Below are 13,394 nucleotides of genomic sequence, written 5' to 3'. Positions count from 1 at the left end.
CCTTTAAATCTTATAAATAGTGAATCATGGCTTGCTGGTCTTCCGTCCAAGTAACCTTACTTTGGACACCATAGACAACCTGCAAAGACCCAGGAGTGATGGTCTCTTTTGGAGTACCTTGGTAAACTATCTCTCCCTCTTTCATCAGATAGAGATAGTCTGAATAGCGACAAGCCAGCTGAATATCATGCAAGACGGCTAACACATTGATCTGGAGATTTTTGACAATGGTCAACAAGTCCAGCTGGTATTTGATATCTAGATGATTGGTCGGTTCGTCTAAGAGCAAGAGTGAAGGTTCTTGAGCTAAGGCGCGTGCTAACAAAACTCGCTGTCTCTCTCCTCCTGATAGAGAAGAGTAAAGGCGATTTCTCTTTTCGAACATATCTACCTTGGCTAGAGCATCCTCAACCAAGGCAAAGTCTTTTTCTTTTTCCTTTTGTAAGAAAAAGAGATGGGGTGTTCTGCCCAGCATAACGATTTCTTCAACCGTACAATCAAATTGGAGTTGATTGAACTGGGTGATGACTGCCATCTGTTTTGCCGTTTCCTTAACGCTCATTTGTTCCAAGGGTTTCCCATCAAGGGAAATCAGGCCCTGATCAGGCTTTTCCTGTTGATAGAGGAGTTTCAACAAACTAGTCTTCCCACTTCCATTGGGTCCCAAAATCGTATGAAATTGGTTGCCCTCCAGTTTGAGCGACACTCCTTTGAGAATCTTTTTTTCTCCGATTCCAAAGTAGATATCTTGGCACATTAAATCCATATCAGACCTTCACCTCCCTTCGTCTACTTCCAACCATATAAATAAAGAAAGGTGCACCTACTAAGGCTGTGAAGATTCCAATCGGCAGCTCAGCATTTTGGATTAAAACACGGGCAAGAACATCTGCCCAGACAACAAAGAGAGCACCAAGCAAAGTAGCAATCGGAAAAAGTCTTCTGTAGTTTGTACCAACCAAGCTTCTTGACAAATGAGGTGTAATCAGGCCGACAAAACCAATAATCCCACAGGTCGATACTAATACTGCCGTCATCACAGCTACAATAGCCACATAGAGATACCAGTAAAAACGTAGGGGAATTCCCAAGGTCAAGGCTGCCTCATCACCCATCATCATGGCATTAAAAACACGATATTGGGTCGAGAAAAACAAAAAGGCTACTCCCACAACTACTGTTGGCAGGGTTAAGTGAGCCCAGGAGCTTCCTGCTAGAGAACCCATGGTCCAGAACTTGATAGTCATGACACTATCAGCATTGGCACCGATTGAGATAATAAAGTTTGAAAAAGCCAAAAAGAGTGCATTGACCACCGTTCCTGATAAGATCAGGCTTGAAGTTGTCATCCTGCCTTGCATGGAAGCAATCAGAAGGACTGCAACTGTTGCCAAAAGTGCTCCAAGGAATGAACCAAGACCAATCATGACTTTAAAACCAAGAATGATACTCAAAGTCGCGCCAAAAGTTGCTCCGGCAGAAATTCCTAACACATAAGGTTCAGCAATGGGGTTATTGACTGTTGACTGCATCACGCTTCCACACATAGAAAGACCCGCGCCAACTATCAAACCTAGAAAGACCCGTGGCAATCTCATATTCCAGACAATCGCAAGTGTCGACTTCGAAAGGTCTCCTATATCAAACGGAGCTCCCATCTTACTTAATATAATCCGATAGGTATCGCTCAAACTAATTTGAACAGACCCCATCGAAACAGCTAGAAATAGAGAGACTCCCAATGCTACAAGCAAAAAAGCTAGCAGAAAAAAATATCGCAGGTTTTGATGGCTTCCAGAAAATTTGGAAAGCATGAAACCCTCCCTTTATCAAAGATTAAAAATTTAGACAATTTTCATAATTAGTATACCACATTTCTAAAGCAGGGACAAGACTAGAAAAATACACAAAAAAGCCCTCTGAAATCAGAGAGCTAATTTGAGATTGGGCTAAAATCCTAGTGAAAAAGATGAAACTCCTTGTGTTCATCGAACACTGTGTCCTTTCCCTATTTTCATACGGATTTTTAACGCCCTTAGCATCATGATTCTTGCTGGATAAAACGTTTATAGACTGACTAGGTGGCAAGCCGAAGATCGAACAAGAATTTTAGTGAAACAAAAAATCTCCCCAAAGGGAGATCTTTCTGGTTTATTTTACCTTACAGTGCTAGGAACCGTAACCGAAGATAATACTTGAGTATATCGAGGTAAGGTGACAACGCAATGTAAGTGGAAAATAAAGCAGATTAGCGACGAAGTCCAAGAGAGTTGATCAACTCACGGTAACGGTTAACGTCGTTTTTACGCAAGTATGCAAGCAAATTACGACGGCGACCGATTTTCTTCATCAAACCACGGTAAGTAGCGTGGTCTTTTTTGTGTTGTTTGATGTGTTCGTTAAGGTGGTTGATTTCCCATGTAAGGACAGCAACTTGAACCTCTACTGAACCTGTATCACCTTCGTGACGTGCATATTGTGCGATGATTTCATTTTTTTTCTCTTTTGAGATTGCCATGATGTTTCTCCTTTTTATTTGGCTTCATCCGAGTGACAGGTTGGCATGCCTGTAACCAAGAAGAAGTTATTTGTCTTTACGACATTTCCTATTCTACCAATAACTAAGTTCTTTGTCAACTGATTTACTGTTATTACCGCAAATGTGCTATAATAGTTATAGGAAGGATATCTAAGTTAATGATTTTAAAAAACGAGGTGATTGACCATGCGTAAATTTTTCAAATATCTCCCCTACTATCTGGTCGTATTTTTCTTTTTTTGGCCATTTTACGAGTTGGTCTTGCGAGTCGTTTCTGACTCCCTTACACTCAAGGCACTCTATATAAACAATCTTCTTTTATATACACCTTTAGTAATCTTGATCGTATCGCTACTCTATAGCTACCGTTTCCGTTTCTCACTTTGGTGGTTACTTGGACTTGGGCTACTCTTTTGCTTTACCATCATACCACTTGGTGAATTTATCTGGTTTTACTTTTTTGCCTATGAAATCTTTGCCATAGTTGGTATGGCTGTCGGTGCGGCTATTAGGAATCTAGTGCAAAAACTGAAAAACAAAAAACTTTCACAAAATCCTTGAAAAATCTCGCAATCATGCTATAATAATGCATAGAGACAAGTCACTTAGAATCTTTCTTTTAGAGAGTGCGTGGTTGCTGAGAACGCATAGGAAGACTATACTGATACTACTCTACTGACTTTTATGAAAACATAAAACGGTGGCTACGTTAGAGCCAATCAGAGGTGTCCCTCTTTTTTGAGGAACATAAATGAAGGTGGAACCACGTTGCGACGTCCTTTCGAGGAGGTCGCTTTTTGTTTTTCTTGATTTAAGACTGCAAAATAGGGAAACACTTCTGCTATAGAAATAATTGATAACTAATATAAGGAGAAAATCATGATTCAAATTACTTTCCCAGATGGCGCTGTTCGTGAATTCGAATCTGGCGTTACTACTTTTGAAATTGCCCAATCTATCAGCAATTCCCTAGCTAAAAAGGCTCTTGCTGGTAAATTCAACGGCAAATTGATCGACACTACTCGTGCTATCACTGAAGATGGAAGCATTGAAATCGTGACACCTGATCACGAGGATGCTCTTCCAATCTTGCGTCACTCAGCAGCTCACTTGTTTGCTCAAGCAGCTCGTCGCCTTTTCCCAGATATCCACTTGGGTGTCGGTCCAGCCATCGAAGATGGTTTCTACTACGATACAGACAACCAAGCTGGTCAAATCTCTAACGAAGATCTTCCTCGTATCGAAGAAGAAATGAAGAAAATCGTGAAAGAAAACTTCCCATCTATTCGTGAAGAAGTGACCAAAGATGAAGCGCGTGAAATTTTCAAAAATGATCCATACAAGTTGGAATTGATTGAAGAACACTCAGAAGACGAAGGTGGTTTGACCATCTACCGTCAAGGTGAATATGTAGACCTTTGCCGTGGCCCACACGTCCCATCAACAGGTCGCATCCAAATCTTCCACCTTCTCAATGTAGCTGGTGCTTACTGGCGTGGAAATAGCGACAATGCTATGATGCAACGTATCTACGGTACAGCTTGGTTTGACAAGAAAGACTTGAAAAACTACCTTCAAATGCGTGAAGAAGCCAAAGAGCGTGACCACCGTAAACTTGGTAAAGAATTGGATCTCTTTATGATTTCTCAAGAAGTTGGACAAGGTCTTCCATTCTGGTTGCCAAATGGTGCGACTATCCGTCGTGAATTGGAACGCTACATCGTCGACAAGGAAATCGCCGCTGGTTACCAACACGTCTACACTCCACCAATTGCCTCAGTAGAACTTTACAAGACTTCTGGTCACTGGGATCACTACCGTGAAGATATGTTCCCAACTATGGATATGGGGGATGGTGAAGAATTCGTTCTTCGTCCAATGAACTGTCCTCACCATATCGAAGTCTTTAAACACCACGTGCACTCTTACCGTGAATTGCCAATCCGTATTGCTGAAATCGGTATGATGCACCGTTATGAAAAATCTGGTGCTCTCACAGGGCTTCAACGTGTACGAGAAATGTCCCTTAACGATGGTCACACTTTCGTAACACCTGAACAAATCAAAGATGAGTTCCAACGTACCCTTCAATTAATCATCGACGTTTACGAAGATTTCAACTTGACTGACTATCGTTTCCGTTTATCCTATCGTGACCCTCAAGATACTCACAAGTACTTTGATAATGATGAAATGTGGGAAAATGCTCAACGTATGTTGAAATCAGCTATGGATGACATGGGACTTGACTACTTTGAAGCTGAAGGGGAAGCAGCCTTCTACGGACCAAAATTGGATATCCAGGTTAAGACTGCCCTTGGAAAAGAAGAAACCCTCTCTACGATTCAGCTTGACTTCTTGCTTCCAGAACGCTTCGACCTCAAATACATCGGAGCTGATGGTGAAGAACACCGTCCAGTGATGATCCACCGTGGGGTTATCTCAACCATGGAACGCTTCACAGCGATCTTGATTGAAAACTACAAAGGTGCTTTCCCAACTTGGCTTGCACCTCACCAAGTGACTCTTATCCCAGTTTCTAACGAGAAACATGTGGATTACGCTTGGGAAGTAGCTAAGAAACTCCGTGACCGTGGTGTCCGTGCTGATGTAGATGAACGTAATGAAAAAATGCAGTTCAAGATCCGTGCTTCTCAAACTCAAAAAATTCCTTACCAATTGATCGTTGGTGACAAGGAAATGGAAGAGAAGGCTGTAAACGTTCGCCGTTATGGTCAAAAAGAAACTGAAACTATGCCGGTAGATGCATTTGTAGAATTGATTCTTGCAGATATTGCCAACAAATCACGTGTTGAAAAATAAACGATAAAACCTGGGATAAAAATTCCAGCTACCTAAAAAAGCAACAACTATTTCAGTTGTTGCTTTTTTATATTTTGATTAAGCTGATCTAGTAGTGATTGGTCAAACCACCACAAATGGTATCCTCGTCAACGATCCTTTCTATCCACTAACTTTTAGTTATAAGATTTGCTTCCATGAGTTAGAAAAGTTCAATATCCTCAATCCTTGTCTGCTTCATTTTCTTTTACGAGATCTTTTTGTGAATCTTTTTCAGAGAGTTTTTGATCGATATACTTGTTAATGGTTTCATAAAATTCCTTGGTCATCTCACTATCTAATTTTGTCGAATTATGGACTTGATTGACTTTCAATTGAACAGATTGAATACCGTAAGAGGCTTGTTTTTGGCGAATGGTTTCTAATTCTTCTTCTGAAATCGGATCTCCAACAACAGTCAAGACCAATTCATTATTACTTGACTTGTAAACTTGATTAATGACCGTATAATTGGCGAACTCTTTTCCTACGAACTGTTTGATCTCTTGTTTTCGTTTTTCATTCATCGTCAGAGTGACTGCTGAATAGCTGGCTGGGAGAACCAATAATACAATCAAGGATATCAAGCCAATTTTCATTTTAATGTTTAGCTCTTTAAATGAACTTAAGGCAGATTTTTTCATCATAATTCTTGTTCCAACAATGTTGATTAGCATGATAAAGACACAGTTGATCAAGAAAAGATAAAGGGCCCCAAATAAAAATCGTACATTTCCATTAGCTAAACCATATCCTGCAGTGCAGATAGGTGGCATCAGAGCTGTTGCAATGGCTACTCCTGGCACGATATTGTTTGCTTCTTTTTTCCTTGAACCAATTACACCTGCTATCCCACCAGCAATAGCAATGAGAACATCCCAAATGGTTGGAGAGGTCCGTGCAATCAACTCGCTACTTGCATAAGATAAGGGAGACATCCAGAAATACAAAGTCGAGACAAGTAAACTGACCAATACTTGAGTAAATAAAACCTCTAGAGATTGCTTGATTAAACGCGTATCAAAAATAGCTAAACCAAACCCCAGTCCAACAATCGGTGTCATAAGTGGGGAAATCAGCATGGCTCCAATAACGACAGCTGTTGAATTCATATTTAGACCTATAGAGGCAATAAAAATCGAACACATCAAAATCAGTGTATCTCTTAATCGAACATGAAGGTCATCATATAGTTTCTCGCGGAATTCACGTGTTGAATAGTTTCCGGACATTGGTTACTCCTTTTATTTCATATAATCTTGTTTCTGCATGGATGATGGTAGAGAGACTTCTGTCCAAACTGACATGTTTTTAATTCTTAGCTGTGATTCTTTTGAACATTATCTTTTAAAAATCCATCAGTCCATCCTACATATTATATCAAAAATTTTACAGTCTTTCTCTGAAGAAGTCAATTAATTTAAAAGATAGAGAACGGAAAAAATTCCAGTTACCTTTTCTTTGTTCTATCCTATTTTCTCACTACATAGAAATCTAAAGAAGAGCTTGAAAGATTTCTTCCAAGCTCTTAGCAATTCTTTTTACTCAATAAGTAGGTTCACTTCCGCAAACTTAATTCGCACGGTTGTTCCTTGACCAAGTTCAGATTCGATACGGATTTGATGACCTAATTCTTGGCTAATTTTCTGGGTTAAATAGAGACCAAGTCCAGATGACTGCTGGGTCATACGACCATTGTAACCTGAAAATCCGCGTTCAAAGACTCGAAGGACATCACTATTTTTAATGCCGATTCCTGTATCCTTGATACAAAGGTCCTGACCGTCCATATAGATTTCAATTCCACCTTCATTCGTATACTTGAGGCTATTTGAAAGGATTTGTTCAATGACCACCAACAACCATTTTTTATCCGTCACAATGCTTCTATCCAAGTCATGCAGATTAACACTTAAACCTTTCTGGATAAAGAAAATCGCATATTTGCGAATGACTTCCTTGACCAGATCTTCTATATTTTCTTTTTTCAAAACCAAATCATCATGGAAGCTTTCTAAGCGTAGATATTGGAGCACGAGATTGGTATAGGAATCAATCTTAAAAATTTCCTGCTCCAACTGCTGTTTCAGTTGGCGATCCGTCACCTCACTCACGAGAAGTTTACTAGCTGCAATTGGGGTTTTTATCTGATGAACCCAGAGAGTATAGTAGTCCACCAAATCATTATAGCGATTTTCCGCATCTGATTTCTTTTGATAAAGCTCAGCTTCGCGTTCGTCCAATTTTTCTGCTAGAGCACATTCCAAAGGAGATGTTGGTTCTCTCTCAGAATAAAGCAATTCCTTACGATAAACTTCTGCTTCTACTAGGATATCCCAGATGAAAAATAAAAGGGTTAGAAAACTACAAAGCAGAAAGAAGTAAAGAAAGTAAGAACCTAGATTTGTAAATAAAATGTGAAAGGCGAGGGCAAGGCAGCTAATCAAAAAAATGAAGACTAGAAGGCGAATCCGTGAGCGAAGATAGGCTAGAAAAAATTGTCTCCAATTAAGCATGTTTTAACCCGTATCCTATTCCTTTCTTAGTTTCAATAAATCCTACCAAACCTTGCTCTTCCAGTTTCTTACGCAAACGCGCAACATTAACAGAAAGAGTGTTATCATCGATGAAAAAGTCACTATTCCAGAGTTCTCGCATCAGGTCATCACGCGCCACGATATTACCTGCATGTTCAAATAAGACACGCAGGATTTGAAATTCATTCTTTGTCAGCGTGATTGCCTGCCCCTCAACATGCAAATCCATAGACTTGGTATTGAGGATTACTCCTGCATATTCTAATAGACTCTCATCCCGCCCAAACTCATAAGAGCGTCGCAATAATCCCTGTACCTTGGCTAAGAGGACCTGCTGATCAAATGGCTTGGTCACAAAATCATCTGCTCCCATATTAATAGCCATCACAATGTCCATAGCCTGGTCTCTGGAGGACAGAAACATAATAGGAGCTTTGGAAATCTTGCGGATTTCCTGGCACCAATGATAGCCATTAAACAAGGGAAGACCAATATCCATCAGAACCAGATGAGGTTGAGATTGAACAAATAGCGTTAGAACTTCCATAAAGTCTTCTACCATGACTACTTCAAAACCCCATTCGGAGAGCATTTTCCCAACTTGTTGACGGATTACTGGATCATCTTCTACTAGTAAAATCTTATGCATCTGCTCCTCCTTTTTCTATATTATAGCAAAATTCTCCTGACTACTAGCGAAATTGATGCAAATCTGATATGATAAAAGTTAAGAAAGGAATTCCCATGGCCAATATTTTTGACTACCTAACTGATGTTCAATACGATTCTTTTTATGATCTCCCCTTAAATGAACTAGATGTACTAGCTTTAACAGAGCTGACTTATCTTCCTTTTGATAACCTTTTGGACCAACCTGTCAATCGTTTAAGCGATGTCGCAACACGTGTCCCGCGAGAAAGTACCATGCTGACCAATAAAGAACGTCTGCAACTTTTAGACCAACTTGCCCAACACAAACGTTTTAGAAATTGCAAGCTATCAAACTTTGTCAACGAGATTGATACCGAGCAACAGAAACAGTTTGCTGCTATGACCTATCGTCTTAACTTAGATACTTATCTGATTGTCTTTCGTGGTACAGACGATAGTATTATTGGTTGGAAAGAAGATTTCCATATGACCTACATGAATGAAATCCCTGCCCAAAAGCATGCTCTTGAATACTTGGAAGATTTCTTTAAACAACATCCAAAACAGAAAGTAATTCTTGCTGGGCATTCTAAAGGTGGGAATCTAGCCGTCTTTGCTGCTAGTCAAATCCAGCCTGAATTGCAGGAAAAGATATCAGCAGTTTATACCTACGATGCTCCTGGTTTGCAGGCTCATCTGACAGAAACGACTGGTTACCAAGATGTTATCCCTAAATTTCACCGTTATGTCCCACAAGGTTCTGTCATCGGCATGATGTTAGAAGTTCCTGATACTCCTACCGTTGTCAAATCCACGGCTCTCGGAGGTATCGCTCAACACAGTACCTTTAGCTGGTTAACTGAAGGACACCACTTTGTCCAACTAGAGGCAATCAGTAGCGAAAGTCTACAAATCAAAGACACTCTTAAAGAATGGGTGGATAGTGTTCCCGATGAGGAATTAGAACTTTATTTTGATCTCTTCTTTGGAACTATCCTAGAGTCTGGAATTAGCTCCATTAATGAATTATCTTCTAAAAATGCCATCGAGCACATTCGTCAACTAGTTTCCCAGGCGCAAACTCTAGAGCCCGAGCAAGTTGAAGTCTTAAGAAACCTGACACAACTCCTACTAGATGCACGCTTCCAAGCCTGGAAAAATCATTTTTAAAAAGTTAAAAGTCCTTTCCTTTGTGGAGGGACTTTCTTGTTGATTTCTTATTTTGTCCTTCTGTGTTATACTAGAAACTGTAAATTCTTTGAAAGAGGAAATCCTATGAAAATCCATAAAACCGTAAATCCTGTTGCCTATGAAAATACTTATTATCTCGAAGGAGACCAACACCTGATTGTAGTCGATCCAGGTAGCCATTGGGAGGCCATTCGAAAGACTATCGAGAAAATCAACAAACCAGTCTGTGCGATTCTATTGACCCATACTCACTACGATCATATCTTGAGTCTGGACTTGGTCAGAGATACTTTTGGAAATCCTCCAGTATATGTGGCAGAGAGCGAAGAATCTTGGCTCTATACTCCTGTCGACAACCTCTCAGGTCTCCCTCGTCATGACGATATGGCAGATGTCGTATGTAGACCAGCTGAACACACCTTTGTTTTTCATGAAGAATACCAGATTGAAGAATTCCGCTTCACAGTCTTACCAACGCCAGGTCACTCTATCGGTGGAGTTTCATTGGTTTTCCCAGATGGACACTTGGTCTTAACGGGAGATGCCCTTTTCCGAGAAACTATTGGCCGAACAGACTTACCTACTGGTAGTATGGAACAACTTCTTCATAGTATCCAGACCCAGCTCTTCACCCTTCCTAACTACGATGTCTATCCAGGTCACGGACCTGCTACGACCATCGCCCACGAAAAAACCTTTAACCCATTTTTCTAAAACATAAAAACCAAGGACAGTTATCCTTGGTTTTTTTGTAGTTCATATTTCTATATCAATCTTTGTTCAGTGTATTCAAAGTTGAACTAGAAAAATAATTTAAAACTAATTAGCTGAATTCAATTCTTTCCAGTCAATGTTAGACAAATCAAGCTTTTCAGAAGAAATATCTAAAACTTGCTCTGCTTTTTCATTACCACCGATTTGAATAGTTTCTTCTTTAATCTTCTGCACTCCGTTTTTATCAAACGAATATAGAGCCAGGTTCATTTCTGGACGAGTTGACTGCCAGTCTGCATAAGAGACTAGACCATTTTCGTAAATAACAAAGCCTGAGCGAAAACCACCTGCAGAAGCTACATAAGCTGTGTGAAGTAAGTTAGGCTTTTGATTTTCCAAATAATAAATGGCTGAAACAAATTTTTCATCACCAATAAGCAACTCGTCTTGACCATCCTTATTTAAATCAACAATGGCATATTTCCAATCTGGTGCATTTTGATAATCCATTCGAGAAAAAATCAGGCTATATTCTTCTGAAGCAATCTTGTGTTGTTTATTTTCCTGGTATAAATCTTCTCTATTACCTTGCTTTAAAAGGTCTGTAAAGTGATTATAACGCTCAATCACTTCTTTATATACATCTTGTCCAGTTTCCTTCTTATTTTCAACAGTCGATTGTGACACCTTGGTCGAAGAGTCACTAGTATTCTCAGTCTTTGCTTCTGTTGATGCACTAGTCTTATCGTCTTCGGATACAGATGATAGTGCAGCCGAAGGTTCTGTATTGCTATTATTTTTATTGAGACCACAGGATGCCAAAACTGAAATCGAAAGAATAGCTGAAAGCATCATTAAAAATTTCTTCATGTTAACCTCGGTAGTATTGTATTGTCAGATGGATAAACTTTAAAAATGAATCATTAATCCCAAGATGATACTTGGTTAAGGACTTACTTTACCAAATAATCACACGGTCTTCTGGTGAGCGCCACATACCGTCGCCTTCTTTGACATCATAGGTTGTAAAGAAGTCGTCAAAGTTTGGCACTTGGACATTGACGCGGAGTTTTGCTGGCGCGTGCACATCAACACTAGCCATAAGTTTCATCAACTCTGGACGTCCTTTCATTCGCCAGATACGAGCAAAGTTGTTGAAGAACTCTTCAGCTGAGAAATCTGGCTCTCTCTTTGCAGCTTCTAGGGCAGCAGCAATTCCACCAAGATCCGCAACGTTTTCGGATACGGTTAATTTCCCATTGATTTTTGCACCGTAAGATTCTTGACCATCAAACTGGTCGATAACCTTCTGAGTTTTCTCTTTGAAGGCTGCATAGTCGCTTTCTGTCCACCAATCCTTGAGACTTCCATTTTCATCAAAGGAAGCTCCATTAGTATCAAAGGCGTGAGAGATTTCATGGGCAATAACCGCACCGATACCACCATAGTTGGCAGAAGATGACTGATGCAAGTCATAGAAAGGTGCCTGTAAGATAGCTGCAGGGAAGACAATCAAGTTCTTTTGTGGATTGTAGTAGGCATTGACCATATGAGCAGGCATTCCCCACTCCTTGTAGTCAACCGGCTGATTCCACTTGCTCCAGCTGTGCTTGATTTCTACACGCGCAAAGGCTAGGGCATTCTCAAAGAGGCTAGCAGATTCATCCACTACCTTGTTCTTGTAACGAGCTGGTAGTTCTTCTGGGTAACCAATATAAGGCTTGATCACATTGAGTTTGACGATGGCTTTTTCTCGCGTTTCAGGAGTCAACCAGTCATTCTTAGCCAAGCGTTCCTTATAAACATCAATCATGGTTGCCACTTTTTTCTCTACATCCGCCTTGGCTTCTGGAGAGAATTTTTCATGGGCATACCAAAGTCCAAGGGCTTGTTTGAATGGTCCTTGGGCCAAGTGGTAAGCAGCCTTGCGCTTATCTTGGGCTTCTGGAACACCTGAAAGAGCACGGCCATAGGCACCTGACAAAATGCGAATCTCATCTGTCAGATAGCTAGTTGAAAGATTGACCACACTCAAGATCAAGCTTGCCTTGAGCAAAGGCCAAGCTTCTTCACTATAGAATTGCTCTGCTGCTTGCCAGAAACGTTCCTCATCTACGATAACCTTATCTGGAGTTTGACCAATCACAGTTTGGAAGAAGTCATCGAGAGGTAGAGCAGGTGCAAACTTCTTGAAATCTTCATAAGAGTATGGATGGTAGAGTTTGGCATATTCTGAACTCTCTTCGTTTGAAAGTACGACTGCTGCGATACGGCGATCCAACTCCAATCGTTTCTGTAAAAGATCTTCGATCTCTTCATCTGAGAAGTCATAGGCTTTGAGGAGATTAGCAGTACTTTCTTTCCAAAGGTTCAATAATTCCTCGCGCTGTGGATGGTCTTCCGCATAGTAGGTTGTGTCAGGCAAGATTGTTCCTGGAGCACTAGCCCAGAGAACATTGGTTCTAGCATCCATAAAGTCTGGTGATACTCCAAATGGAAGGAAGTTTGGTTTCCCAGCTAGCTCAAACTCTGCTAGCTTGCTTGTAAAGTCTGCGAAGCTCTCTAAATCTTGGTATTCCTTAAGCATAGGAAGGACTGGCTTGATGCCATCAGCTTCTCGCTTATCGAAATCTCTGACCATACGATGGTATTTGACAAAGTTTGCTAGGATAGAATCTTCTGGAACATCTTCTCCAACCAACCATTTGTCAGTTGTCGTTAGCATGAGGTCTTCGATTTCTTCGTCAAGGTCGATAAAACCACCTGTTCGAGATTTATCAGCTGGAATGACTGCAGTCTTTTCCCATCCACCATTTATAGCATCATAAAAATCATCTTGATAACGTGTCATCTTGTTCTCACTTTCCTAATTTCACTTATTCCTAGCTTAGCAAAATTCCCTGGGGAATGCAATTAAAAAT

Annotated in this window: 12 protein-coding genes and 1 pseudogene; 5 read left to right on the top strand and 8 right to left on the bottom strand. The window is 40.4% G+C overall.

Features of this window, described 5'->3' with window-relative positions; genetic code table 11:
- Window positions 1-10: 10 nt before the first annotated feature.
- From ACXYSN_RS00755 to rpsO, 3 genes are all read right to left on the bottom strand, one after another.
- Window positions 11-766: an ABC transporter ATP-binding protein gene (locus tag ACXYSN_RS00755; protein ID WP_458635821.1), complete on the bottom strand. Its 756-nt coding sequence runs from the start codon at window positions 764-766 to the stop codon at window positions 11-13.
- Window position 767: 1 nt separating this feature from the next.
- On the bottom strand, window positions 768-1,814 hold the full coding sequence (locus ACXYSN_RS00750) for a FecCD family ABC transporter permease (RefSeq protein ID WP_458635820.1): 1,047 nt from the start codon (window positions 1,812-1,814) through the stop codon (window positions 768-770).
- A gap of 434 nt (window positions 1,815-2,248) precedes the next feature.
- Complete coding sequence (gene rpsO / locus ACXYSN_RS00745) at window positions 2,249-2,518, bottom strand: 30S ribosomal protein S15 (RefSeq protein ID WP_001018251.1); 270 nt, start codon at window positions 2,516-2,518, stop codon at window positions 2,249-2,251.
- Between the two features lie 207 nt (window positions 2,519-2,725).
- On the opposite strand from rpsO, the gene ACXYSN_RS00740 reads away from it, so the two are divergent.
- The 3 genes and pseudogenes from ACXYSN_RS00740 to thrS all read left to right on the top strand — a co-directional run bounded on the left by ACXYSN_RS00740 (window position 2,726) and on the right by thrS (window position 5,362).
- Complete coding sequence (locus ACXYSN_RS00740; protein ID WP_125456120.1) at window positions 2,726-3,100, top strand: hypothetical protein; 375 nt, start codon at window positions 2,726-2,728, stop codon at window positions 3,098-3,100.
- 127 nt (window positions 3,101-3,227) lie between these two features.
- A pseudogene (locus tag ACXYSN_RS00735) lies at window positions 3,228-3,349 on the top strand (AAA family ATPase); the annotation flags it as partial.
- A 69-nt stretch (window positions 3,350-3,418) separates the two neighbouring features.
- Entirely contained in the window at window positions 3,419-5,362 is a 1,944-nt protein-coding gene (thrS, locus tag ACXYSN_RS00730) for a threonine--tRNA ligase (protein WP_458635819.1), read from the top strand.
- A 200-nt stretch (window positions 5,363-5,562) separates the two neighbouring features.
- Here the strand turns inward: thrS and ACXYSN_RS00725 are convergent, their stop codons facing one another.
- The 3 genes from ACXYSN_RS00725 to ACXYSN_RS00715 form a co-directional block, all read right to left on the bottom strand.
- The gene (locus tag ACXYSN_RS00725; RefSeq protein ID WP_458635818.1) at window positions 5,563-6,612 is read right to left on the bottom strand and encodes a DUF389 domain-containing protein; all 1,050 of its coding nucleotides are present in this window, start codon (window positions 6,610-6,612) and stop codon (window positions 5,563-5,565) included.
- 309 nt (window positions 6,613-6,921) lie between these two features.
- Window positions 6,922-7,896: a sensor histidine kinase gene (locus ACXYSN_RS00720; RefSeq protein ID WP_458635817.1), complete on the bottom strand. Its 975-nt coding sequence runs from the start codon at window positions 7,894-7,896 to the stop codon at window positions 6,922-6,924.
- The gene (locus ACXYSN_RS00715) at window positions 7,889-8,566 is read right to left on the bottom strand and encodes a response regulator transcription factor (protein WP_441347987.1); all 678 of its coding nucleotides are present in this window, start codon (window positions 8,564-8,566) and stop codon (window positions 7,889-7,891) included. The genes ACXYSN_RS00720 and ACXYSN_RS00715 overlap by 8 nt, the downstream gene beginning before the upstream one ends.
- A 95-nt stretch (window positions 8,567-8,661) precedes the next feature.
- Here ACXYSN_RS00715 and ACXYSN_RS00710 point away from each other — a divergent pair, with 95 nt between their 5' ends.
- The gene (locus ACXYSN_RS00710) at window positions 8,662-9,738 is read left to right on the top strand and encodes a DUF2974 domain-containing protein (protein WP_458635816.1); all 1,077 of its coding nucleotides are present in this window, start codon (window positions 8,662-8,664) and stop codon (window positions 9,736-9,738) included.
- A 105-nt stretch (window positions 9,739-9,843) separates the two neighbouring features.
- A complete protein-coding gene (locus tag ACXYSN_RS00705) occupies window positions 9,844-10,473 on the top strand; it encodes an MBL fold metallo-hydrolase (protein ID WP_373113037.1) in 630 nt (209 codons plus the stop codon).
- 105 nt (window positions 10,474-10,578) lie between these two features.
- Here ACXYSN_RS00705 and ACXYSN_RS00700 read toward each other — a convergent pair whose 3' ends face one another.
- Window positions 10,579-11,343 carry a hypothetical protein gene (locus ACXYSN_RS00700; RefSeq protein WP_458635815.1) on the bottom strand — a complete coding sequence of 255 codons (765 nt, stop codon included), beginning with the start codon at window positions 11,341-11,343 and terminating at the stop codon, window positions 10,579-10,581.
- A gap of 88 nt (window positions 11,344-11,431) precedes the next feature.
- Window positions 11,432-13,324: a M13 family metallopeptidase gene (locus ACXYSN_RS00695; protein WP_458635814.1), complete on the bottom strand. Its 1,893-nt coding sequence runs from the start codon at window positions 13,322-13,324 to the stop codon at window positions 11,432-11,434.
- Between the last annotated feature and the right edge of the window lie 70 nt (window positions 13,325-13,394).

This window comes from Streptococcus sp. V869 (assembly GCF_054353515.1).
Note: the sequence above shows the minus strand (reverse complement) of the source record. Positions and strands in the feature narration are given on the sequence as shown.

Coding starts and splice junctions, on each gene's coding strand:
- ACXYSN_RS00755 (WP_458635821.1), bottom strand. CDS start 766: ATGGATTTAATGTGCCAAGATATCTACTTTGGAATCGGAGAAAAAAAG.
- ACXYSN_RS00750 (WP_458635820.1), bottom strand. CDS start 1,814: ATGCTTTCCAAATTTTCTGGAAGCCATCAAAACCTGCGATATTTTTTT.
- rpsO (WP_001018251.1), bottom strand. CDS start 2,518: ATGGCAATCTCAAAAGAGAAAAAAAATGAAATCATCGCACAATATGCA.
- ACXYSN_RS00740 (WP_125456120.1), top strand. CDS start 2,726: ATGCGTAAATTTTTCAAATATCTCCCCTACTATCTGGTCGTATTTTTC.
- thrS (WP_458635819.1), top strand. CDS start 3,419: ATGATTCAAATTACTTTCCCAGATGGCGCTGTTCGTGAATTCGAATCT.
- ACXYSN_RS00725 (WP_458635818.1), bottom strand. CDS start 6,612: ATGTCCGGAAACTATTCAACACGTGAATTCCGCGAGAAACTATATGAT.
- ACXYSN_RS00720 (WP_458635817.1), bottom strand. CDS start 7,896: ATGCTTAATTGGAGACAATTTTTTCTAGCCTATCTTCGCTCACGGATT.
- ACXYSN_RS00715 (WP_441347987.1), bottom strand. CDS start 8,566: ATGCATAAGATTTTACTAGTAGAAGATGATCCAGTAATCCGTCAACAA.
- ACXYSN_RS00710 (WP_458635816.1), top strand. CDS start 8,662: ATGGCCAATATTTTTGACTACCTAACTGATGTTCAATACGATTCTTTT.
- ACXYSN_RS00705 (WP_373113037.1), top strand. CDS start 9,844: ATGAAAATCCATAAAACCGTAAATCCTGTTGCCTATGAAAATACTTAT.
- ACXYSN_RS00700 (WP_458635815.1), bottom strand. CDS start 11,343: ATGAAGAAATTTTTAATGATGCTTTCAGCTATTCTTTCGATTTCAGTT.
- ACXYSN_RS00695 (WP_458635814.1), bottom strand. CDS start 13,324: ATGACACGTTATCAAGATGATTTTTATGATGCTATAAATGGTGGATGG.